The 25733-nt window shown below is 43.9% G+C and carries 15 protein-coding genes; all 15 read right to left on the bottom strand.

Annotation, left to right across the window (positions count from 1 at the left end):
• Window positions 1-50: 50 nt before the first annotated feature.
• Window positions 51-713, bottom strand: coding sequence for a GDSL-type esterase/lipase family protein (locus Q0R88_RS09055; protein WP_295715245.1), 663 nt, complete (start codon window positions 711-713; stop codon window positions 51-53).
• Between the two features lie 295 nt (window positions 714-1008).
• A complete protein-coding gene (locus tag Q0R88_RS09060) occupies window positions 1009-2229 on the bottom strand; it encodes a hypothetical protein (protein WP_295715247.1) in 1221 nt (406 codons plus the stop codon).
• A 40-nt stretch (window positions 2230-2269) separates the two neighbouring features.
• Window positions 2270-3427 carry a prolipoprotein diacylglyceryl transferase family protein gene (locus Q0R88_RS09065; RefSeq protein ID WP_295715249.1) on the bottom strand — a complete coding sequence of 386 codons (1158 nt, stop codon included), beginning with the start codon at window positions 3425-3427 and terminating at the stop codon, window positions 2270-2272.
• A gap of 142 nt (window positions 3428-3569) precedes the next feature.
• Window positions 3570-6692, bottom strand: coding sequence for a TonB-dependent receptor (locus tag Q0R88_RS09070; protein WP_295715251.1), 3123 nt, complete (start codon window positions 6690-6692; stop codon window positions 3570-3572).
• Window positions 6693-6728: 36 nt separating this feature from the next.
• Window positions 6729-8438: a RagB/SusD family nutrient uptake outer membrane protein gene (locus Q0R88_RS09075; RefSeq protein WP_295715253.1), complete on the bottom strand. Its 1710-nt coding sequence runs from the start codon at window positions 8436-8438 to the stop codon at window positions 6729-6731.
• A 27-nt stretch (window positions 8439-8465) separates the two neighbouring features.
• Window positions 8466-11564 (bottom strand): SusC/RagA family TonB-linked outer membrane protein, encoded by a 3099-nt coding sequence (locus Q0R88_RS09080; RefSeq protein ID WP_295715255.1) that lies wholly within the window; start codon window positions 11562-11564, stop codon window positions 8466-8468.
• Between the two features lie 102 nt (window positions 11565-11666).
• Entirely contained in the window at window positions 11667-12671 is a 1005-nt protein-coding gene (locus tag Q0R88_RS09085; protein WP_295715257.1) for a DUF4961 domain-containing protein, read from the bottom strand.
• Window positions 12672-12704: 33 nt separating this feature from the next.
• Window positions 12705-13151 carry a DUF5004 domain-containing protein gene (locus Q0R88_RS09090; RefSeq protein WP_295715259.1) on the bottom strand — a complete coding sequence of 149 codons (447 nt, stop codon included), beginning with the start codon at window positions 13149-13151 and terminating at the stop codon, window positions 12705-12707.
• A gap of 20 nt (window positions 13152-13171) precedes the next feature.
• A complete protein-coding gene (locus Q0R88_RS09095) occupies window positions 13172-14911 on the bottom strand; it encodes a RagB/SusD family nutrient uptake outer membrane protein (protein ID WP_295715261.1) in 1740 nt (579 codons plus the stop codon).
• A 310-nt stretch (window positions 14912-15221) separates the two neighbouring features.
• Window positions 15222-16049 (bottom strand): alpha/beta hydrolase family protein, encoded by an 828-nt coding sequence (locus tag Q0R88_RS09100; RefSeq protein ID WP_295715263.1) that lies wholly within the window; start codon window positions 16047-16049, stop codon window positions 15222-15224.
• 17 nt (window positions 16050-16066) lie between these two features.
• A complete protein-coding gene (locus tag Q0R88_RS09105; protein ID WP_295715265.1) occupies window positions 16067-17452 on the bottom strand; it encodes an SGNH/GDSL hydrolase family protein in 1386 nt (461 codons plus the stop codon).
• A 348-nt stretch (window positions 17453-17800) separates the two neighbouring features.
• The gene (locus Q0R88_RS09110) at window positions 17801-20152 is read right to left on the bottom strand and encodes a GH92 family glycosyl hydrolase (RefSeq protein WP_295715267.1); all 2352 of its coding nucleotides are present in this window, start codon (window positions 20150-20152) and stop codon (window positions 17801-17803) included.
• A gap of 134 nt (window positions 20153-20286) precedes the next feature.
• On the bottom strand, window positions 20287-22851 hold the full coding sequence (locus Q0R88_RS09115) for a glycoside hydrolase family 38 C-terminal domain-containing protein (RefSeq protein ID WP_295715270.1): 2565 nt from the start codon (window positions 22849-22851) through the stop codon (window positions 20287-20289).
• Between the two features lie 5 nt (window positions 22852-22856).
• Window positions 22857-24248: an SGNH/GDSL hydrolase family protein gene (locus Q0R88_RS09120; RefSeq protein WP_295715272.1), complete on the bottom strand. Its 1392-nt coding sequence runs from the start codon at window positions 24246-24248 to the stop codon at window positions 22857-22859.
• A gap of 205 nt (window positions 24249-24453) precedes the next feature.
• The coding region (locus Q0R88_RS09125; protein WP_295715274.1) for a TIM-barrel domain-containing protein at window positions 24454-25733 on the bottom strand (1280 nt) is incomplete at its 5' end.

The raw sequence follows: 25733 nt of genomic DNA on the forward strand, positions 1-25733 counted from the left end.
TGTACAAATATAAATAATAAATCGATTTAGCAAAATGACAAAACCTTATTTTATTTAAATAAGGTTTTGTAAAACAGATCGGCCACAAATTTATTACCCTCGTCGTTCAGGTGTACGCCATCTTTGGTTAATATGCCTTCACCTTTATTGGTTGGGTTATTTTTAACGTTATATTCGTGGCATAAGGTTCTGAAATCTACCAGGTCGCAATTGTTTTGTTTAGCCAGATCGCGGATGATGTTGGAGTACTTGTTCAGGTCGCCATCCAATTCATTGCTGTAGTCCGTTTTCTCACCTACGCTGGCCGGTGTACAGATGATCACCTTGATATTTTTAGCCTGCATTTTTTTGATCAATGCGGTGTAAAAGCGGCCAAACTTGTCCCAATCGGTACCGGTACCAAACATGCGCTTGTGCCATACATCGTTCACCCCTACCCAAATCACCACCTCATCCGGATTTTTTGTCAACACATCGTCTTCATAGCGCAAATACAGATCGTATATTTTATTACCGCCAATGCCTGCACCAGCAACCTCGTAATCCTTATCCTTTTGTTCGGCTTTAAGGCGTTGCTGGATCAGGGTGATAAAACCGGTGGGCTGCACACCGTACTCGGTAATGGAATCACCAAAAAACACCACCTTAACAGGCTTTTTAGTTTGGAAACTGCACAGCATGATGATGCCGGCAAACAGTAAGAATTTTTTCATTTGAATTGGTTAGCTAAATTGATTTAGCTAAAATATATGTTTTGTTATCAAATAGCAAGTGTTAGGTATGAAGATTTTAAAAACTATAGAAATGTCATTGCGAGTTGTAAAATTTCTCAAAACTCTGAAGGAGAAATAACATTTTAAAAGGTTTGTCATCCTGAGGAACGAAGGATCTATTTGCAGACAGTACAGGGCGAAAAAGCATGGCGACAAACAGATCCTTCACTGCGTTCAGGATGACAAAAAGTGTTTTTTTTTGCAAGAACGTCATAGGTAGGCACGATGAAAAGTCTTAATTCTTGACTCTTGATTCCTGACTCTCTTTCCCTATTTTCATCCTGATAAACCTCGGCCGATATAAATTAGGATGTTTCATCAAATCGGGAATGAAATCCACAGAGTTAATATTATAGCTGATCAGCAGTTCGCCGGGAGCAGACAAGCTTGGATGCGCTTTTGCATTGTAAACCACAAAGGTTTTTTCCTCCAGGTCGGGTTTGCAATCCCATATCTTTATTACTGGGCCAAACGGGCCGTAAGGTGTTGCGCCTATACGCATCCCTACGTCGGTACTCATCCCCCCTACCTGGAAAATAAGGGCGTACCGGCCATCTGGCAGGGCGGTAAGGCTTAACTCGTTGGATACGTTATCGGTAACATCGGCTACCTTGTTCATATCCTTTACCCAATTGGTACCATCGTAAAAAGTCCATCGGTCAAACTGTTCAAAATCTTTGGGTAACACGCGGGCTACCATCAATTTTTTGGCCATGCCGCGTACGCCGTAAATGTAAATATAGCCATCCGGTTTTGGCGCGTCCGCCTTTGTTGTATTTACATAGATACCTGCGCCAAATGAACCTATATCGTCGTTTTTATCGGTAAGATAAAAGGGCGTATCCATCTGTTTTAAACCGTGGTAAGGCGGCTGTGCGCCAGCGGGAATTTTGATGAGTGTATTGCCTACTTCCTTAAACCCGAATGCACCCGTGCCCACATTGCGCACCCTGTAGCCAAAAATGTAGATGGCATTATTTAGTTCCTGGTTTACAAAGCCATCGCCCAGCCAGTAGTAATCACTGGTATGGGTTTGGGTAGTGCGCGGTATAAATACCGATTCGGCTGCTTTGGCTTTATCAGTATCCCAGGTAAATTTCATTTTGAGATTTGCAGGTTGATTGCCCTTAAGCACAGCAACGGAGTTATGGATCATTTTATAACCAGGCGCCATGGTGCCATTTTCTATTTTACCGATCATACTATCGCTAAAAATGAATAACACCTTGTCGTTGGCTTTGGCCTGCCTGTTTTCTATACCGTTTAATGGGATAGTGTAAATACCGTCGCCTCCAAACCAGCCGGTTTCGCGTTTTAACAGGGCGCTCCACTCGGGAGCTTCTTCTACGGTAAAGTTAAGGTCGGTAAGGTTTACAGTTTTAGCACTGGTTTGTGCTTTGGTTTGCGCGTTTACAATAAAACAAAATATAAGGCTGATGATCGCAAACTTTCTCATAGGGATAATTCAAATAATTGGGCACCCAAATTTAAACCGACTATGGCTGCCTTTGCAAGTTATTTTTATGGTTTATGATTAAAAAAACAAAACCGGTTAATCCACCCAGCACCATCAGTAAACCAATAAAACCAGCCTGGGTTAACTCCATACCCAAGATATGATATTTGGGATTGATACGGATCAGCTCAATTAAAAAGCGTTCGCCGCCGTTAAGGATGAGGTATAAAAAAAACATAAAACCAGGGATAATGATCTTATTCCTAAAAATCCACATCAGCATAAAAAACAATAAACAAATAGTGGCTTCATAAAACGGTGTAGGGTACACGCCATGCACCAGTTGATTACAGTAATTACCTGTGCAATCGGGCAAAGGAATCCCGGCGTTAATGGCATTATGCGGATACGTGAACGACCACATCCATTGAGGCAAAAACCCTGGCTTTGCATGGTTGTTGACAATTCCCCAGTCACCATCGCCTGCAAGCTGGCAACCTATGCGACCAATGCCATAAGCCAGCATCATCCCGGGCGAACCGATATCGGCCAGGTGTACCAGTTTCATTCCTTTTTTATGACCTATATACAGATAAGTTAGAGCGCCAAATATAAGACCTCCATAGTAAGAAAACCCGCGAACGTTGAATAAGGTCCCCACCGGATCGTACCTGAAATTATCCCAATGTTCAACCCTATCAAAAAGCTTTGCCCCTATAAAGCCAAAAAAGCCTACCGAAAACAGGAGCATTCCCATCAGCTGGTAAGGGTGTACTGTTTCCGTTACCAACCGGGGCTCCTCCAGTTCGTTTTCCTTTTTATCAGCATAAACCCAAAAACCAAATATGGCGGCTGTAAGAATCCCCATAACCAGGTTACCCTTTAGTGATAAAAGGTACGACTGCGGATTGTCACTGAAGATAGTGTAGTTAAACATTGCCCCAAATGCTTTGAAGCCTAATAGAAAACCAAGGAAGGAATTGATGCTGATTTCGGCGAAGGAAGCTTTTTGCCCCAACATTACTTCGCGGGTAAATGCGGTGATCTTACCTAAGGCCTCGTACCGTTTAAACTCCGAGCTGAATACCATGTACGAGAACAAAAAAGACAAGGCCATAAATAAACCCAGCGTTTGAATCGGGAATGTAAAATTAATCCCGAAAAGGTAGTAAATAAGGTGGCCTATAGTTGGAAACATCGCACTAATTTAATGATAAATGAAATCATACTGAATAGTAAAATTCGGCGAAATTCCTAAGGGAAAACTACATCGTGATTATAGCCTCAAAGTCATGCCGAAACAAGTAATCGGCATGACTTTAGTAATATATTGGGCTTATTTAAAACCCGGCCTGTATACCAATATTAATTACCCGCTGGTTAATATAAGCATCGCCTGCTGTATTGGTAGCCACCTCCGGATCTTGTTGGTACTTTTTAAAGTTTGTCCAGGTAAACAGGTTGTAGGCACTCATGTAAATACGGGCGTTATTAATTTTAAAAGGCAATAGTTTGGTTGGCAGCTGGTAACCTATATCAACTGTTTTCAGGCGGATGTAATGCGCGTTGATCAGCCAGTAATCTGAAAAATAAGCCGTCGGGCTATTTACTGACGTAGGATTGGTGCTCAACCTCGGAAAATTGGCATTCGTTGTGTTTGTTGGTGTCCAGCGTTCCTCGTGAATGGGTTGAAACTGGCTTTGGAAAGGTTCAATACCTGTACCCAATACCGCGAAGCTGTAATTAAATGACCCCGCAAATAAAGCGCTAACACTAAACCCTTTATAAACAACCTGGAGTGATAAGCCAAGCGAAGTATTTGGCAGGTTGGGGTTACCGATATGTGTTTGATCGAACACGTTAATGATGCCATCGCCGGTAAGGTCCTGGTACTTCAAATCGCCGGGTTGCAGCGGTAAACCATTATCGGGTATTGCAATAGGATCGCCCGCGTTCGATCCGCCATGCGCGGCCTGGAATGCTTTAATATCAGCAATATCTTTTACGCTATAATATCCAATGGAGTGATAACCAAATTGCTGACCGATAGGCAAGCCTGTTCTGGCCAGGGTTTTATAAGCTGGCGCGGCCTCATCCATAAAGAGTATTTTATTTTTAGCATACGAGAATACAAAGCCTACATTGTACTGTACTTTGCCTGCGTTACTATGATAACTGATCTGCCCGTCGAAACCCTGGTTACGGGTTCTCCCGATGTTTACGGCAGGCAGGTCGACGCCGATAATCTCGGGCACACTTCCGGGAACGATCAGCTGATCATAACGGATATCATGAAAATAATCGATGGTGGCCGAGATCTTATCGTTAAATAAGTTGAGGTCCAAACCTATATCCGTTTTTTTGGCACGTTCCCAAACTACGTTGGGGTTGCTTAAGGCATCTTCATATACACTGCCATAGCCTTGCGGCGTTTCGCCAAAATAATACCCGCCGCCTTGCTTATATACCTGGTTGTACACATAGCGGTTACCCGGCGCTACATCAGAACCTACCAGGCCGTAGCTGGCCCGCAATTTAAACAGGCTGAACACCGGGAATTTGTCAGCAAAGAATTTCTCCTTTACCAGGTTATAACCAACACTTAAAGCCGGGAAATAACCAAAGCGATGATTGGCGGCAAACCTGTCGGTACCATTGTAGGCGATGTTAAATTCCAGTAAATATTTCTGCTTATAATCATATCCAATTTTGCCGGATACTCCCTGGAATTTTTGCGGCACGGCCACTAGTGCCCCATCCAACAGGGGTTGCGCATTATAGGTTTGCGATGTTTGGTTAAACAATAACAAGCCGGTTATGTGATGCGCGTTGCCAAACAAATGATCGTAATTGGCATATAGCTGCGCATCGTAATTATTGGAGTTAATATCTGTATTACCTGTTAATACATAGGTTTGGTACACATAACTTGCTCCCGGCTTTAACGTATACTGATTAGTTGTTGGATCGAAATGATAAGATGGGAAACCGCCGCCATTAAATGTTTGCTTGGTAAACTGCTCAATGCTGGAATAGGCTACCCTGCCGGTTAAAGACAGGCCTTCGGTAAGCGCGTCCAGCTTTTGAGTGGCGCCAAACAAAAAGTTAAAATCGGTACGGCGCGAATGCTGGTAACCACCTGTGGCCAGCCTGGCATTCAGCGTTGGTAAATGCTCGGGGTTAAAAGACGAGTAGGCATATGAATACGAGCCGTTAGGATTTAAATATGGCGCGGTAAAAGGCGTTTGCTTGGTAAAGTTATATACCTCGCCTACTGCATTCTGGTTATATGGCTGGTTCAGGTCCGAGAAACGGGTGGTTACATCCAAACGCAGATCCAGGGTTTTATTAGCTTTCAGGTCAAGGTTGGAGCGGAAGTTGTAACGGTTAAAATAGTAATTGGTGTTCACCAAACTTTGCGGATCGGCAAAGTCACGAACAAGGCCGTTTTGTTTCAGGATACCACCTGAGATAAAATATTTAACCGCGTTACTTCCACCAGAAATATCCATATTGGTATTTAACTGGTAAGTATTTTTTTTGAATATCTTATTGTACCAATCCACGTTGGGATGCCCATAAGGATCGTCGCCATTTTTAAAATGATCCAGATCCTGCTGCGTAAAGCTTTGGGGGATACCATCATTGGCCTGCGCCTCGTTGATCAACACCGCCGAGTTATAAGAATCAAGGAAAGTTGGCGTTTTGGTTGGGGCCTGTACACCTGTCTCAACCCTTAAGTTAACCTTTGGCGCTCCGCTTTTACCCCTGCGGGTGGTTACAACCAATACGCCGTTGGCACCTTTAATACCGTAAATGGCCGTGGTTGACGCATCCTTCAATATCGAAATACTTTCAATTTCGTTTACGTTGATCTGTTGCAGCTGATCATAGCTATATTGGATGTCGTCAACAATTATTAGCGGTTGGTTACCAGCCGGATTTAATGAACTAACACCACGGATATAAAAATCTGATGCATCCTTACCCGGCTGGCCTGATGCCTGCTGCGAGAAAAAGCCCGGTAATTTACCGGTTAAAGCATTTTGCACATTAGCTGTTGGAACGGTGCGGATATCTGCTGCAGATATAGAACTTACCGCACCGGTATTGGTAGGCCGTGAGCGTTTCCCGTAACCAACCACAGCTACTTCATCCAGGCCATTGCTGTTGGTTTGCAGAATAACATCGGCCGTGCTGCCATTTTTAAAGGCATACTCCTGTGGCACGTAGCCTATAAATTTAACAACGATTGCGTTAGATTGCCCTTTTAGTGTGAGGCTGAATTTACCGTTAGCTGTGGTAATTGTACCATTTGATGGTAATCCTTTTTCAACCACGGATGCCCCGGGCAAAACACCGGAAACATCGCGCACGGTTCCGGTTACGGTTTTATTTTGCGCAAATGCAACCACCGGAAGCATGAGTACTATTATTTGAAAGAAAAGTATGAATTTTCTCATAACTGCTTAATTGATTTGGTTAAATTAATTGAAGGACTACCATCCGGGATTTTGTTTCATATTCGGGTTCTTTAACACTTCATCGTACGGGATGGGATACAGGTACATTTGCGGCGCGGTAAACTTATTGGCCTGAGCAGTGACGACGTTATAAGTTAAGCTCGACCCAATTTTACTGATCGACATACCTTTAAGCGGTTCGTTCATTAGGGTGCCTGCTGTTTTCCACCTGCGCAGATCCCAGTAACGGCTTTCTTCAAAAGCAAATTCCAGCCTGCGTTCGTTATGGATAGCATCACGCATTTCGTCCTTGCTCATGCCGGCTTTTAACCCATACAGGCCATTTCCCCCGGCAGTTAAGCCCGCCCGTTTGCGAATCCTTATCATTGCGTCGTAAACATCGCCGGTAGCACCGTTAACTTCATTCTCAGCCTCGGCATAGCCCAATATCACATCAGCAAAGCGGATGATCAACCAATCGGCATTATGACTCTGGAAGCTATTGGTATTCTCCTCGTTGCCCATAAACTTGCGCATGTAGTAGCCCGTTTTGGTTTGCTGCAAGCTGGTGTTTGGTTTACTTTGGCCACCTTCATAAAGCTGCAGATCGCTGTTAAGCCAGCGTGCACCGTTATAAAACACGGTATAGGTAAGGCGCGGGTCACGGTTAACGTATGGATTATTACTATCATAACCGGATGATGGATCGGTTATAGGCAAGCCGTTGTTCATAGGGTAAGCATCAACCAATTGTTGGCTGGGGCTGGTTTGACCTTTTGATGCTGCACCGGGAAATCCTATAGGCGCATTAGTCGATTCGACAATATTATCAGACCCGGTTTGCCTGATCAGTATCATTTCAGCATTATTCTGTGTCAGAAAAATATCTTTATAATTAGTCAGCAACGCGTAACCGCCCAGGTTCATTACATCTTTTTCGGCCGCTGCAGCTGCTGCCCATCTTGCTGTACTGTTATCTGCATAACCGGTTAGCGGGTTGGCCGCGTCAATATTGCCGCCATTAAACAGCGGACTGGCGGCATATAACAAGGCCTTTGCCTTTAAGGCTAACGCCGCGCCTTTGGTTACCCGGTGCGCATCGGCATTGGGGTTATCAAATGGTGTAGTGAGTAACGTATCTTTAATGGCATCACACTCGCTTACTATGTATTTTATACAATCATCAAATGAGTTGCGCGGCAGGGCTACGTTATCGCTTATAGTAAATACTTTGTTGCCTAACAATGGCACACCACCGTAACGTTTCACCAGCTCAAAGTAAAACATGGCCCTTAAAAAACGAGCTTCGCTTTTCCATACGTACTTTTGCGAGTAGCCTTTGTATTTTGCCATTACCGGCACCAGATCAATGTTATTTACAAAAATGTTAGACTTGCGGATACCTGTATAATAATATGCCCAAAGATTCTCATCGGCAGGTATGGTATAGGAATTATAGGCTGCGGTGGATAGTATGGTAACCTGGTTTGTAGGACCCGAGGCCGACGACATGGCATCGTCAGACGCAGCGTCAAGGTAATCGCCCCCTACCCGGTTATGACCGCTTTTGAGTATAGGATAAATACCGTATAGAAATTCTTTAGCATTGGTACCTAAAGAATCCTTAGGATCAAACACATATTGAATACCCACCTTATCAACCGGAAATTGCTCATATTTTTTACAGCCCGATAGTATTACAAAAAGGGTAAGGACTGCTATGCTTATATTTTTAATTTTCTTCATGATCATGTTTTTAATGTTGGCCAAAAATTAAAGCTTGATGTTTATACCTGCATTAAACACCCGTTGAATAGGATATGCAAGACCATAAACCTCCGGATCAACTCCTTTGTAGCCGTAAAAAGTAAGCAGGTTTTCGCCGTTGGCAAATACCCTGATGCCCGACAGTCTGAGCTTGCGCGCCCACTCCAGCGGCAGGCTATAACCTACCTCGGCATTTTTTAGCCTCATATAATTGGCAGAGCGGATATACAATGTTGATAGCAGGCCATTATTGGCATTACCTACCGATGATAAGCGTGGCAGGGTGGCTACATCAGCAGTTTCGGGTGTCCATCTGCCTGTTAAAGCATCATAGCCCTGGCCCGAATAATTGTTACCAAACGGACCAACACCTGCAAAACCATTTATAAGGTTATTGTTATAAATGATCTGGTGATTGGCCACACCCTGCATCAGCACACTCAGGCTAAATCCTTTATAGTTTACGCCAAATGATAAGCGGTAAAAAATCAACGCTTTGGTATTGGCTATAGGCGATTGATCAAACTGGTTAATAATATTGTCGCCGTTGAGGTCTTTATATTTAACATCTCCGGCCTGTGGGGTGTAGCCCACAGTTGTAGCACCTGTGGCTGCATCCTGGGCGTTTTTAAAAAAGCCTAAAGCAGTATAACCGAAGATTACATCGTTTGATAATCCCGTGCGCCTTAACCATGGGTAAGGTGTTGCTTCCTCATCGCTAAATACATTTTTGGATGTTTGCCGGGTAGCGTTGCCGCTGATAAAATAGTTTAAATTACCTACGTGATCCTGGTAGGTTAAGGCAAGTTCGGTGCCTTTATAAAGTTTTACACCAATGTTCTCCGCAGAGTAACCGGTACCCAGCAGCGCGATGCTGTTGCCCCGAATCTGCAGCAGATCATAATACCTGTCGTGAAAATAGTCGGCGGTAATTTTAAAGTGGTCTTTAAACAAGGAGATATCGGTACCTATATCCAGCTTTTTTGCGTTTTCCCAGCGGATGTAGGGATTAGCCAGTGTATTTTCGTTATAGCTTTGTATCACGCTGCGGCTGGTACCCAAAGTATACGGGTAGCCGTTTGATGCGCTGTAGGTTTGCAAAAAGTTGTAGTAGCCAAAATTATCTACATTGGCATTACCGGTTTTACCATAGGTGGCGCGCCATTTCCATGAGCTTATCCAGCTTACGTTGTCTTTAATAAAACGCTCCTGCCCCATTTGCCAGCCTAAACCAACCGCGTAAAATAAACCATATTGGTTACCCGGCGGATACCTGTTATAACCGCTGCTGTTTACCGATGCTTCAAAAAGGTACTTGCTATCATAGTTATAGCCAAACTTAACCGCGCGGTTGGTAGTAACACCCGACAGATCATAGTTTAACACTGACGACCGGGTATCATACAATAACATACCACTTACATTGCTTTTACCAAACTGCCTGTCGTAATTTAAAGCAGCCTGTGCAAATGAGTAGCGGGCGCTTGATACCGTGGCAAATCCATTTGATTGCGCTATAGGGTTACCCACTGCCGAGTAACTGCTATCCCTGTTAAAAATGTAAGCGTTGTTTTGCAGCCCCCTGTTTACCAAACCCTGCGATTCAAAAGCAAGGTTGCCTTTTAGTTTTACCGATAGGCCTTGAGTAATACCGCTCAAATCGTAGTTGAGATCAAGGTTGGCCATTACATCATTGCTGTTGGTGCGTTGGTAGCCCGAATATTGTAACTGCGATAACAGGTTATTGGTAAATAAAGTTGTGCCCCCGAATGATCCGTTAGGGTTATAAACCGGGTAGGCGTTATTTGGTGTATTATAAAGCGTATTGAGGATACCACTGTAACCGGTTCCTGGCTGTGTGGCCTGTTGAATGCGACCAAACAATTGCAGATCAACCGTAAACTTCTTAGTTACATTTACGCTCAGGTCCGAATTGATGATATAGCGGTTTAAATCATTATTGGTATTGTATGTAGCATTAGGCGCTGTTTTAAACATCCCCTGCTGATCCAGGTAACTTAAGGATACGCTGTATTGCGCCACCCCGGTACCACCGTTTACATTTAATTTGTAGCTCTTTAATGGTGAATGATCGCGCAGCAGGGTGTTAAACCAGTTCACATCAGGATGACGCGCCGGGTCGGTATGATTGCGATAGGCATTGAAATCGTTGGCGGTATAAACAGTTGGTTTACCATCGTTTTGCAGTGCTTCGTTATACAGATAAGCGTACTGATAAGCTGGCAAAGGTGTGGGCAATGACAAGGGATGCTGAGATCCTGATTCGGCGGTGAACGAGATGCGGGGCGCGCCTGCCTGGCCACGTTTGGTGGTTATTAATAATACACCACGTGAGCTGTTAATACCCAGCAGAATGTTTGATAAGGCATCTTTCAGTACCGATACCGATTCGATGCTTTCCGGATCAATAGATGAAATTTCGCGTTGTACACCGTCAATGATCGTAATGGGCGTTTGTCCGCGCAATGATAAACCGATCTCGGTATTATCATTTGCCGAATAGTTGTTGTGCTGCACCACGTTGCCAACAAAATCGGCCACGGTTTGCGTACTTGTTTGCGGACTTGAAAAACCACTGTACTGCTGCGTGTACAAGCCAGGCAGCTGACCCGGCAAAGCGTAGGTATACAACGATGCAGGTGTAGAGGCAAGCTGGTTGGTATAAATAGAAGATATAGCCCCCAAATTAGCCGACGCTTTTTTGGTTCCATACAGCACGTTTATCTTTTCGGGCGTTTTTATATAGGCATCAAGTAGCCGTACTGTTATACTAATTTTATCGTGTACGGTAACCTGGCGCGTATAATAGCCGGCAACAGCAAGCACCAGTTTATCGCTGATAGCCGCGTTGATCTCAAACTTTCCGTCGGCACCGGTAACTACGGCATCGGTTTTCCCTTTTATGGTTACCTTAACCCCTTTTAATGGGTTGGCATATTCGTCAAGCACGATGCCGCTTACCCAGTCAGGATGGGTACTACCCCTGCCTGTGGTGTCCTGCATAGCTGCGTACCCGGTTTTTACCAGCATAAGCATCAATATGACGAAACCTGTAAAGCATTTCTTTAAGTAGCAATAAGCCATAGTATAAGATTTAAATTGTTGGCAATAATTGAAATATCGTTTTAGCAAATACCTGTCATTCCATTTGCAGAACAAGTAAGTATCATATTGTATTATAATTGGTTACGAACACTTAAAGGTGTACACAAAAGGCGCCAGCGTATTACCGTAGCCCACCTTGGTGGTTCCAGCTTTGTTGGTTATGAAATACTCCATTTTGGTTATGGTTTGTGTGCCGCTAACATTAAAGAAGCTTTTAGGCCATATCGTTATCTGGTATTTTTTGCTATTTGGGCCGGTTTGCACCATTTTGGTTTTATCAGTTTGCTCGCACACGCTAACGGTTTTGCCATCGCTGGTATAGGCGGTAGCACATAGGTAAGTTTCGGTAGCATTGCCAAGCGGGGTATTAACTACGGTACCGTCAAACGTTAGGGTAACAATGTCATTATCTAACGATTTTGGCGGGTTAATGGTGGTTAACTGCGGGTTACAAAAATCTATCAGGTCGCCAGTGCCACCGGTAACTTCAAAACAAGGCGTAATCATCGAACTGTAGTATGTACCGTTACCATCGCTGGTAAAGCCGTTACCACTATCGGTAATTACATATCCCAACTTTACCAGGGTGTTGTTACCATCCGCACCCACTTTTATTTTAATATGCAGATCGCCGCTAATGGTATTTCCTCCGCCGTGTTTAAAACCTTTATCTGACTGATAAGCTACCCATTCCATATCATCAATAAGGTTCCCCCCTATCTGGAATGTTTTTTTCATGTAGGCCGGCCATGTTAATCCGCCGCCATTTTTAGCTACCGTTCCATCCGGGATCAGGGTCATGTTTCCATCGCCCAGGGTTGGGCTGGTATAAGTTATTAATGTATTTTGAGCCGCTTTCCAGCCTTTAGGCACCAAAAAGCCAAATATCAGGTTATCCGGCCCGCCATCACCTACAGTAGGGATGCTGATGTGTACGGTAATAGGCACAACGGCACCTACAGTGGCCGTAGCAGGCTGATCTACACCTGTGATGATCTCGCCGCAGCAGGCTAATATGATGGCCAGGGTTATAAAAGCGCAAAACTTCCACAAACCTTTACCTTTTATATGTAAATATGATCTCATAAAATCTCTCCGTTTATTTTTTGTGGTTGGTGGTTAGTTAACTTTTTGAAGCACGTATACATAGCTGTTATTGGGGCAGCCCGGACTAAACGTAATGCTTAGCTGCCGTTTGCCATTTACTACCGGGTAGTTGAACGGGGTAGATACCGGTGCCGCTGCTCCTATAGCCGTAAACGTTATTTTAAAGGGATATTCAGGATCATCCAATGCAAATTTGCCATCGGCATTTACCAGGAATGGCAATGGGTTTTCAATGGTGTAAGCGCCATCCTTAAAGTTTACCCTAAATTTGGTAAAATCGATGATGCCTGTAAGATCCGTACCGTTGCGGGTAGCCCTGATAACCTGCCAGCTGCCGGTTATATCTTTGACTGATTCCTTAACAGGAAATGACTTTTCGGCTTTGCATGATGTCATCAGGATAGCAGCTATAGCTATCAGCAAAAAGCCGCATTGTTGAAATATGTTATTCTTTTTCATTTGCTTTTATCTTATGATGATCAATACCCTGGATTTTGTAACATCTCTGGCGATTTGGCGACCTCCGTTTGTGGGAACGGCCACAGGTACATTGCCGTACGGAAGTTGCGCTTGCGCACCGGGAAGGTTTTATAAGTTACTGAAGTATTGTTGCGGTCAACCTCCATACCATAGGTTTGAATATTCTCGGTCTGTTCGGCGATTTTCCAGCGGCGCACGTCCCAAAAACGGTGCTCTTCAAAAGCAAGCTCAATACGGCGCTCGTTTTGGATAACTTTACGCATCTCTGCCTGGCCTAAACCGGTTGGCAATTGGTACGGGGCTAAACCCGCCCTTTGGCGAATGGCCTCAACAGCCTGGTAAACCTGCGTAGTTGGGCCTTCATATTCATTGGCTGCTTCGGCGTAGTTAAGCAGGATTTCGGCATAGCGCATCAGCGGCCAGCATCTTTTGGTATTGTGCGTAAAATCCTGGGATACCGCATTTGGGTCCAGCATTTTGTTGGTGTAGTAACCTGTACGTGTGCCTACGTTTACCGCATCCGGGCCGGTTGACCTGCCCTGGTAGGTGCCGATAAAAATATCTATCGGCGATTTACCCGATGACAGCCGGTTTTGAATAGGTGTTTGGTCGCGGATTACCGTATAATCCAAACGGGGATCACGGTTGGCGTAGGGATTTTGCGGGTCATACCCCGATGTTGGATCGGTGATTGCCTTGCCGGTATTCATCGGGAAGGCATCAACAAGGCCCTGCAAAGGTAAGGCCCCATTTTTACCGGTGCGGCTTGGTGGTTGCCATAACTCCTCAAAATCCCGGTTATCAGGCCTCATACGTTGAAATATGTATTCGCCGTTTACAGGCAACGTAAAAAGCGTTTGAAAACCCAAACCAGCGTTTGAATTATCAGTATAGAGCTTATAAGCACCCGTACCTATAACTGCTACAGCTGCTTCTTCGGCCAATCGCCAGCGTTCTTTATCATAGGTTGGGTAGCCTACCAATTCTTTGGTGCTGCCAACTCCTATGGACTGCCCGTTAAACAACGGACTTGCCGCATATAACAGCACCCGTGATTTTAGGGCAAGGCAAGCACCTTTTGATGCACGACCATAATTTAAACCGCTTTGTACCAGGGGCAGGTCAAGCGCTGCAGTATCGCAATCGGCCAGGATATAATTGACGGTTTCGGCATACGTATTACGCTTAGCAGGAATAGCATCTGTATAATTGTAAATACTGTCTTTTACAATGTGCACACCACCGTAATGCTTTAACAAAATGGCATAGTACCAGGCCCTTAAAAAATGGGCTTCGGCACGCATCTGGGTTTTAGTAAAAGCATTTATGGGGGCTTTGGACAGGTTGGCCATCAATTGGTTGATAGCCCTGATGTTCACATAGCTTTTTTTATAGGCGTCATCGGTAATTACAGCCGGATTAACAGTGCCCGATTCAAAAGCCAGCGCGGTGGATCCTGCCGATGTGTACACCTCGGCTTCATCTGATGCAGCGTCGATCCCTCCATTTGTAGTAAACCCTGCATATAAAAAGCGGCCTGGGTCGGCACTAAAACCAACATTGCTGTAAATATTGGACAGGAAAGCCACCGTATTGGCGCTATCGGCAAAAACCGTAGGTTTGGTTAAGTTTGATGTAGAAGTTTGCCCCAGAAAACCATCCTTTTTACAGGATGCCATACCAAAAAGCGCAAGCCCAAACATCGAATAAGAAAGAACCTTAAAGTAAATTTTTTTCATATTATAGGGTTTATTTACAATAGCATATTTTCACACTACAAACTTCAATTCAATAAAATTGAAAATCGATTTAGCAACAATTGACAACCTTACGCAGATCGCCCTAAAAAAAGCATGTTTGTGTTAAATGGTTTATAACAGATATTTAATCTGAGTGCTAATTTAAATTATAAAAACGATTTAGCAAACTTTTCCAGTACTTTTTTTAAATTATTTTCTTCGCACCAAATGGCAATAAAAAATAATAAAATGTTTAAAAACCGGGCTTAATATTACAAGCCCGGTAAAGAACACTTCGCAACACTATCCCCTATTTTATTTTGTTAAAGTAACGGCTAAAAAACAAGGCCTGGTAAACGATGGAGTTGCCCCAATATTCCCAGGTATGTGCGCCCGGCCTTACCGTAAAATCATGCGGAATCTTGCGCATTAAAAGCTCCTGATGAAAAGCAAGGTTCACTTGGTACAAAAAATCATCATAGCCACAATCAAAAGTAATAGCCAGCGAATTCGGCTTTAACAGGTATATCATATTGATTACGCTGTTCTTCTCCCATCTTTCGGGATATTGACTGTATTTTCCTAAAACCTGCTCAATACCAAAAGCATCCGGGAACGGCCTGATATCCAACGCGCCGCTCATACTGCCAGCCGCGCCAAAGGTGTCCTGGTGCTTAAAGGCGATATACATGGCTCCATGCCCGCCCATGCTTAAACCGGTGATGGCACGGCCACTCCTATTGGCAATGGTAGCGTAATGCTTATCCACCCAGTTCACCAGTTCTGTTCCTACATAAGTTTCATATTGCCAGTCTTTGCTCATCGGGCTATCATAATACCAGCCGGCAAAATTGCCATCGGGACAAACTATAACCATTTGGTACTCATCAGCCAGTTTAGTAATGGCTGGCACTTTCAAAATCCAATCGCTATAGTTACCGCTAAAACCATGCAGCAGGTATAATACAGGGAATTTCTTTGATGAAGAATAATCAGCGGGTTTTACAACCACCGCCTTGATATCGCGCGCCATGGCAGCGCTGTGGGTAAGAACAGTATCTACCGTGGCCGCACTAACCTTTAAAAAGGTTAAAAAACTGATGATGAGTATTAAAATTGTTTTTTTATAGGTATCCATATTGGTATCCAGGTATATTATTTAAAAACGACAATAGTGATGCGGTGATTCCGCGGCTTGTTGATGGCATAGATCTCATCAGTTAACACATCCATTTCTTTTTGCCAGGCATCGCGCAGGCTTTTGTAACGGGCGCGGGTATAATTGTCTTTGTTGCCATTTACAAAAATATCCTTCAGCGCATATTTTTTTACGGTATCCATAGCTGCGTTGCTATCGTTATGCAACAGGCCTTTACCCTTTAAAAAATTATACTGCATCCAAACGTACATCCTTGTGCGGCGTTCGATATCCCAGCGTTCCTCATTTAATTCCCTTATCTGGATAGCTTGCTGGTATTGTGGCGTTGTGGTAATCTCGGCCATATTCATCCCATCGGCCAGTTGCTGCGCCGACCAATGGCCTATCTGTTCGCCATCAATCAGCACTTTATAATCACCGGCCTTTAAACCTTTAACTGTTAATGTTTCCTGGTTAAACTCTTTGGTAAAGGGAATAACCTTTAAAGCATCAGCCTGCTTTTTGCGGTTGCCCCATGCACGCGGGATGGTATCTAAAGGGTAAGGCAGCGAATTGGCCAGGTAATTAAAACTTACTGAATCGGCATCGGCCGTTACATTAGTGATGCGGCAGTTTACCGCCTTTAATACTTTTTTGCTTTGGGCGTTTACACCAACTTCGGCAACAGCCTGATTATCTAAACCCTGAGCTTTTAAAAACAGGTAAGCCATCACCAGGTGTCCATCATTATCGGGGTGTACCCTATCATTAGGCGTTAAGCTAAAAGTTGAATCTTTGGCCTGCTCGCGCAGGTTAATGGCAGTCATCGGATGATAAAAATCAACATAGCCAAAACCATTCTTTTTCGCGGCATCCTGCTGAAAATCGATAATCTTTGAGAAGGCTATACTTTTTTTGGGGTAGATGTTTTTGGTGGTAAATTTTGAAGTTTCATCATATGGCGAACCCAGGATAAAAATCTTTTTAATATCCGGCCGTTGCTTCAACTTATCTTCCAGCATGCCATAATATTTATAGCTGCCCTGGATTCTTTTATCCATAAAATCCTGCCCATCGGCACGGTACCATTCAAAGTAACCGCTATCATTCATTCCCCAGGTAAGGGTTAAAATATTAGGCTTTTTGGTAAACACGTCATCGTCAAACCGGTCATAGATCTGGTTGATAGCATCGCCCCCGATCCCAGCGTTAAAACAGGTAATACGCGCGTTGGGGAAATGGGTCATATAATACAGCCAGATGTAGGAATGATAATGCCCGCCATCGGTTATACTGTTACCTACAAAAGCTACCCTGTCCCCTGCCTTGAAAGGAGCGATTTTTTGGGCGTTGGCCCAAATAGAAAGGCCGAGAGTGATTATTAGTAAAAACGTTTTCTTCATGGTATAGTCAACTTATATATTATCTTATTTGTTCTCTATGTGGATGCAATCGCGAACTGTATAAGTTCGCCCTGTATAGTTCGCGATTGCTTCGTGCCTCGCAATGACATGATTACAAAAACCTTTTTGTCATCCTGAACGTAGTGAAGGATCTATTATTCGCTATGTTTCTTCGCCCTGTACAGTCTGCGAACAGATCCTTCGTTCCTCAGGATGACAAACCTTTTAAAAAGTCATTTATCCTTCGAGCTTCCTGTTTTTTAAAACTCATAATGACATACAAGCATTTATCATAAATCGATTTAGCTTTCACATCAATTATCACCTGCTTTTCAAATACAGATACCATCAAATTCCCCAGTTTTTATTTGGCTTGCTACCCATCGTTAACTCTAGCGTGCCGCCAGCCGCGATATTCTTAAAATCCAAATAGCACTTGTTATATGGTTTACCATTTAGCTTTGCGCTTTGGATATAGACATTAGTCGCCGAGTTTTTGAGGGCTACTATAGTAAATGTTTGGCCTTTGGCATATTTAGGATCGAGCTTTAACACCACTTTATCAAATACCGGGCTGGTAATTTCCTGCCGGGTATCGCCGGGGCAAACCGGGTGCAGGCCGCTTGCAGCCAACACATACCAGGCCGACATCTGGCCCACATCCTCGTTACCAACTAAACCCTCAACCGAGTTGTGGTAAGCCCGGCGACAGATCTCCCTCGTCCACTTTTGGGTAAGCCATGGCGCACCCAGGCGATTGTATAAAAAAGGCACGTGGTGCACCGGCTCGTTGGCATGATTGTAATAATCGTTCCACATCATGTTATCGGGCGCTTTTTCAAAAAAGTTATTCAGGTCGGCTATGGTTTTTTCGTAGCCGCCCATCATTTTGGCCATACCTTTTACGTCCTGCGGCACAAACCAGCCTTGCTGGTATGGGTTGCTTTCAATAGTACCATACCATTGTTTGGTTCTTGCCGAATCGGGCCAGGCTTTCCAGTTGCCGTTCTCATCTTTTGGCCTGTACCAGCCTTTTTCGGCATCAAATACATTTTTGTAGGCTTGTCCGCGTTGAGTGTATTTAGCAGTATCGCTGGTTTTGCCCAGCCATTTGGCCATTTGGCCTACACACCAATCGGTATAGGCATATTCCAGGGTTAGTGATAAACTCAAATCGCCACCGCTAAAGCCTTTATCGCCATTACCAAATTTCTCAACCGATCCTACCGATAAGCGATAAGCCTCTGGCACGTTATAATTGCGGATACCTTTGGCATAGGCATCGGCTATTACAGATACGGCTGGATTACCAATCATGCAGCCGCTGTAGGCGTTCATAATTTCCCAGCGTTCCAGGTAATTCATCTTCTTTTCCTGTGCCAGGGTTACCAGCGAATTGATCTCGTCATTAACCAACGAGGGATTGATGATAGTTTGCAAAGGCATTTGACTTCGAAACACATCCCAGCCGCTAAATATGGTGCGCTTGCTAAAATTTACCGCATGGTGCGCCTGGCCATCGCCACCAGGATATTTGCCATCAACATCGCTTATAATTCTCGGGTCTATCATAGTATGGTAAAGCGCGGTATAAAATACAGTCTTTTGCTCGGGCGTACCACCTTGAACGTTTACCTTGGTTAAAGCTTTGTTCCATAAGGCAACGGCTTTTTGATGTACCCCATCAAAGTTCCAATCCTTGATCTCGGTGTTTAAATTATTTTTTGCTCCGGCGATACTGATAAAAGAAATACCTGTTTTAAGCAATACCTGCTCATTGGCATGGGTAGCAAATTGGGTATAAAAACCCAGGTGCTTTCCTTGTTTCTCTTTCGCTCCCTTTAGTATTTCGGCCTGGGCAACCCTGTCCAGGTATTTGGTACTTGTTACATCGTCCAGTTTACGGCTCCAGTCGTCGGGGATATCGGCGCTCCAGACGCCAAAATCTTTCAATGGTTTGCTAAATTCGGCATAAAAATAAACGGTATAGTCGGCGTGGCCATCTCCATTGCCCCAGCCGCCACCATCGGGTGTACATTTCATCCAACCCTCAATACTATGATCGTTAACTACCTTTATATACTGTAATGTAGATGTGCCCCCTACCCTGCGTGCCAAATCTATCTGAACGCGGGAATCGCTGCCTTGCGGAAAAGTAAAGCGCAGCATGCCGCTATGCGGGGCCGCGGTCATCTCTGCTTTAATATGATGATCTGTCAACAATGCGCTGTAATACCCGGCGGATGCTTTTTCGGTCTTTTTATCATAGGCAGATCGGTATCCTTTTACCGATCCATCCATTTTACCAGCTATAGTATATAGTTTACCGGCGGTGGGCATCACCAAAAAATTACCCAAGTCGCCGTACCAGCCTATGCCGCTCATTTGGGTCATTGCAAAGCCTTCAATACTGGTTTGTTCGTAACTGTACCCAGGGCCATTGTCGCCGCCTGTTATGGTATTGGGGCTCACCTGCACCATGCCATAGGGCGTAGTAGCGCCCGGAAAAGTTTTGCCAAGACCATGGTAAGTGCCTGCATCAGCCGTGCTGGTACTGGCTCCAATAAAAGGATTTACGTAGGTGGCGGGGTTTTGTGCTTTCAGCGCAGTTGCACCAAAAGATAATACAGCGGTCAACAACCCAATGAAATATTTTTTTCCCGGCAAAGCCACAAAAACGGCCCGTTTAGTATTGGTCATCTTTTAATCCCTGAAGTATGTTTTAAGAAGCGGTTATTTATAATTGGTAATTATCGTCCAAATTATTTAATAAAAACGATTTAGCAAAATATTGTACAATAAATTTTACAAATATTTTGTTGGATGCATATAGCTTATATTTTGCGTGCGTTGATGAGCCGCAATGTGCGGATTCCAAATTTTGGAATATTGAAAATCAACGCATTATCTCCGGTAGTTTGTTTAGTTAAAGCCAAAACCCGTTTAACCCTGCCATCTAACTCCACCAGTTGGGCTTTATCAGCATTGCAATTAAACGTAGCTTTAAAAGCTTTGCCCGCACCAGCATTAAAAAAACGCACCAGCATATCATCGCCATCAAATTGTACCGAGGTAATCTCAATGTCCTTATCGTCCGTCCTGATCAATGATGTATTGTTATTTCCACCTGGCTTGCCCGCGCACACCACCAAAGGCTCGTTCCATTGGGTGGCACCTGCCCAAATGCCGGCCTTATCCCATTTACCTGGGTGTGGAATCAATGCATAATGAATTTCTGTACCCCCATCAATGGTATAATTTTTCCCCCACAAACCCATACCTGAATACTGAATATCTAAACCCAAAGGATAATCTTTACCATGGGCATAACTGGTGGTATGATCCGTAAGCAGCGCCATTCCGTATTTGTCATTATCACCGGTAACATCTACCCAGGTATGAATCACATTGTTTTTAATGCTATCCCAGCGGGTATAAAAGGTATTATCCAGTTTGCTTTCAGTAACATCAAAAGGTGCATCTTTATATATTTTTTGGTGTTTGAAGTTAAGCGGGAACAAAGCGAGTAACTTATTCCTGTCATCATAAAATGGCTTTGCCGGCAGCTCCCATTTGTAGGTGCCCGGTTTAATGCCCTCCCCTATCCCGGGGTTGCCTTTCCAGTTGATGTTCAGGTTTATGTCAATACGTGGCGCACCCTCATTCATAGCGATAACCTGGGTATAATCGCTGCCATTAATAGTTCCCTTGATGGCCAGTTTTATGCTGATGGGACCATTTTCTATGATCTCTATTTTAACAGGATTGTCTTTGCTCGATTTAAAACCGCCGTCATTATAAAAATTACCGCGCAACTCGTTAAAACTACAGGTGTTGGCTTTATCTACAAACTCCTGGTTAGCCATAGTTTTGGCCAACAGGCTTTTAATGATGCCGCCTTTGGCCGGATCAATAATGATGCGGTATAAGTTGGTTTCAAGCTGGTAATCACCATTAGCCAGTATGGAAATATGAGCACCCTTTAAAATGGTGCTTTTTAATTCTTTAAACTGATAAACGGCATAGCCCATTGAAGGCACGGTTGCTTTGAAGCTTATTTTTGCCTTTTGCTGACCGGTAGCCGGAATAACCTGGCCTGCTACCTGTTTACCATTACCATCAAAAACACCCGTATTTTCAGCCGTGAATTTTTCAGGAAGATCAACCTGAACAACTTCTGTTCGCCTGATCCCGAGTGTATTATAAACGGTGATATAATCACCTTCATTCTTATTTAACAATGAAGTAGTAAGGTTGTTGATGCTATCGCTCTTGTTATTGGTAAACGCCGTCCAGCTTTTCACTTTATCGGCCCAGGTATCGCCGGGATTGCCGTTGTAGGGCACTATCCAGCAGTCATGGTGCTGCGATAGCAAAAGCGCTCGCCAAGCGGCATCAAAATCGGCCTGCGGATAGCTGTTACCTGCATATATCTTTGCCATTGAAGCCAATTTTTCGCTTTGGATGATCTTGTTTTCGGATGCACGCACCCGTTGGGCAATTTGCTGCGTAACCTGCGATCCCCAAACCAGGCTCACCAATATATCTTCTTGTGATAGTTTCCAATCCGGTCGGGCATCACCCCGGGCAACATTTGCAAAATAGTTACGCCAGGTAGTATAAATGCTGTGTACGCCATCTTTATCGCCATTGCCGATAAACGGACCGCCCTTCCAGCCGGCATCCTGTAAGGTCATCCCAACCGGGTGTTTAACGCCATCTGCATAAGCTGCTTTGATGTAATTGGCCGCATTTTCCCAGGCAATGGTTTGCCAGGTTGATTTTGGCGACAACTGTTCAATTCCATATCTGGGCGAAGTTATAATACCCGTACCATCCGGACCAACCCAATTAACCAGCCCACCACCATGGGCACGGGTATAGCCGCCAAAACAGGTATTGGGGTTTTTAAGCGAAGCATATTTAAAGCCAAACGAGGTTAATATCTGTGGCAAAGCGCTGGTAAAGCAAGGCTCTTCGGATGAATAAGACGTAAATACCGCTTCCGGGAAATGTACCTTGATTTTTTTAATGCCATAAGCAAACTGGCGGATAATGCTCTCGCCCGAGATATTGTAATTGTAGCTTTGGGCGTACTCTGGGTTTACATACTCTATGCGGCCGGTAAGGGTTTGATCTGCAAACAGGGCTTTAAAATCGGCGAAGGCAGCAGGGTCTACAACTTGTGCCCTGTCCCAGGTTTCGGGCTCCAACTCGATGTTGATTTTCCAGTCGGGGTTCTTTTTTAACATATCTGCCATGAACCGGGTGTTCCAATCGGGATAATGGCCCCAGATGCCGCCATGGTATCCATCTATATACCAGGCCGTTTGCGCAGATGAGCTGGCAGCAACACCACTTACCAACATTAAGCTTATCAAAATGGTTTTCAGTTTCATGGGAGTTATTTGGCTGCGGTTATCTCAATAATATGGCTAACTGGCTTGTTAATGCGATACATTTCGTTGGTAAGCAGGTCTATCTCCTTTTGCCAGGCATCGCGTACATGCTTAAACCGGGCCTTTTGATAGGTGGGTACGGTAACTGCCACAAAAAAATCTTTTTTGGCATATCGCTGCAATGAATCTAAAGTAGCCTGTCCATCATTAAATAGCAGCCCTTTAGGTTTCAGGATAGAGTAATGCATCCAGTAATATTCGCGCAGGCGGCGTTCAGTCGTCCAGCGTTCTTCGTTCAGGTGCATAATAGCCAGCGACTGCTGGTATTGGGGTGTGCCTGTTATTAAGGCCATGTTGATGCCTTCAGTATAGTCGGCGGCGTTCCAGGTGCCTATGGGTTCACCATCTATTTTAAGTGAATATTTTACTCCCTCCTTTAACCCTATAACCTGCAAAAGCTCCTGGTTAAATTCATCGGTAAACGGTACCAGTTTTAACACCGTAGACTGTGGTTTTGCCGGCCGGCCAAAACCGCTTGCAATGGTATCCATTGGATAAGGCAATGAGTTGGCCAGGTAATTGAATTTAATATGGTTTATGTTAATTACCGGGCTGGTAATGATACAATTTTCGGCAAGGGCAATCTTTTTGTTATTTACATTGATCACCATGTTGGCTACTTTTTCTGCTGCCAGCCCCTGGGCTTTTAAAAACAGGTAGGCCATCACCATTTGCCCATCGTTGGTCGGGTGGATCCGGTCGCTGCCTTCCATGGTGAAGGTAGAATCGCTTTGCTGCTGCTGCAAATTGATGGCGGTCATCGGGCGGTTGAGGTCAACAAAATCCCAGTTATTTTTTGAGGCAGTACTTTGCTGATCGGCAGCTATTTTTAGCATGGCGGTGTTTTTACCGATTAGTGGCGTTGCCTTGATCTTAGCGGTTTCATCATAAGGTGATGAAGCGATCATAATCTTCCGTACGTTGGGATGTTGCTTTAACTTATCCTCTATCAGCCTGAAACTTTTTAATGACTCCGCTACTTTGACGGCATAGGTTGAGTCGGCTTTGGCCCCTTTCAGGTTTTGGTAACCTGTATCATTCATTCCGAAAGTGAGCGTGATAACGGTTGGCTTTTTTGCAAATACGTCACTATCCATACGCTCCAGCATCTGCCGGGATACATCGCCGCCAATCCCGGCATTAAAAACCGTTATCCTGCGATTGGGAAAATGCGTGATATAATATAACCAGATGTAAGAGTGATAATGCCCCCCATCGGTAATGCTATTACCGGTAAACACCACCCTATCGCCCTGTTTAAAAGGCTGTACCGTTTGTGCAGTTACAGGCGCGGCAAAAGCACACAGCAGTAAAAAGCTATAAAAATAGTTTCTCATTTAATTGGACAAATAGATATGTACTTATTTAAGCTAAATTGATTTAGCAAATCAACATTAAATAAATCGATTTAGCAAATTTTTTAATAGATAAATAGATGACTGTTTGGGAGAATTAGATTAAACGGGATATGGCTTCCATAAACCGTTTAATCTAATTTGATCATTGCGATGAAAGGCTAATAAGTTTTCTAATGCTTCCTTCTTAGTTTATGAGCACCCATTTCTTTATAGCATACCTGGAGTTTTTAAATGGCCCACTGCGTTTTATTGCTCCTTTATTTTTGTTCCAGGATAAGTTGATCGCATTATAATTTCCTCTTTCGTAATTAAAAGTTACTCCATCATCTTCAAATAATGAACCCGCCGTTTTATGATCGCCATACACAAAACAGGTGATCTCAAACTTGGTATCCTCCGCTACATGTTCAACTGGTTTGGCCAATGGCAATATGGTGCCGTCTTTGATAAAAATTGGTAACTGATTAAGACTTGGTTTAATAGTATATACTTTTCCGCCTTCGTATTTTTGATTGGTATTAAAATCGTACCAGGTACCTGCCGGCAAATAAACTTTTCTTTCGTCCATTTTTTCTGTTAACGGTGCAGCCAGTATCCCGCTCCCAATCATATACTCGTCAGATAAATTAAAAGTATTCCTATCTTCCGGGTAATCCATCACCAGCGCCCTGAATGGCGGTATCCTTTTAAAATGGTACTCGGCAAAAGCATTATACAGGTAGGGAATCAGGCTCATTCTAAATTCAAACAGTTTACGGATATCTGCCTCCACCTCTTTGGCATTATCCATCAACTCGTCGGCATTGTTCTTTTGTTTATTGATCTGTAACCAGGGTGGATTTTTCAGGTACCATGAATTAAATAAGGTTTGTGCAGACAGCACTGCAGTTTGACTGCGGCGCATAAAATCCTTTATTGAATTGGATTCCCTTACTTCCGGGGACCAAATCATTCCGGAAAACCCGGAATTCAGGATCAATTTGATGTACTGGTCATGATCATAGGAATCGCTGTACAAAGCGGCCGGATAGGATGATGCGAAAGCATTGGAGGCCCGCACATCCAGGTATGTACGCTGATTTGATTTTTTATAGATATCAAATATTGTTTTTTGATAAAGCAATCCAAAAAGCTGGTGCATCTGTTCTCCGTCAATACCCGACGGGAACCGGCTAAGCTCCGGAAAACTCCATGCATTGCTTCCAAAAGCGATATTTGAGTTATCGCATTCATCCATTTTAAAACCAGAGATGCCCTGTTTTATAAAGGTTTCGTTATGATAACCCGCGAAAATACGCCTTGCGCCTGTATCTGCAAAATCCGGCACCAGTCCGTTCCAAACCAGGTAGTTTCCTGCTTTTTTCTTCAAGGGTTCATAAAGCGGAGATACGGGTGATACAAAGGCGTGTTCCCATAAATTTACATGAAAGCCTTTGTTTGTCATAGTAGCGAGGAATGCTTTAG

The sequence above is a fragment of the Mucilaginibacter sp. genome, assembly GCF_025362475.1.
Lineage (GTDB): Bacteria > Bacteroidota > Bacteroidia > Sphingobacteriales > Sphingobacteriaceae > Mucilaginibacter.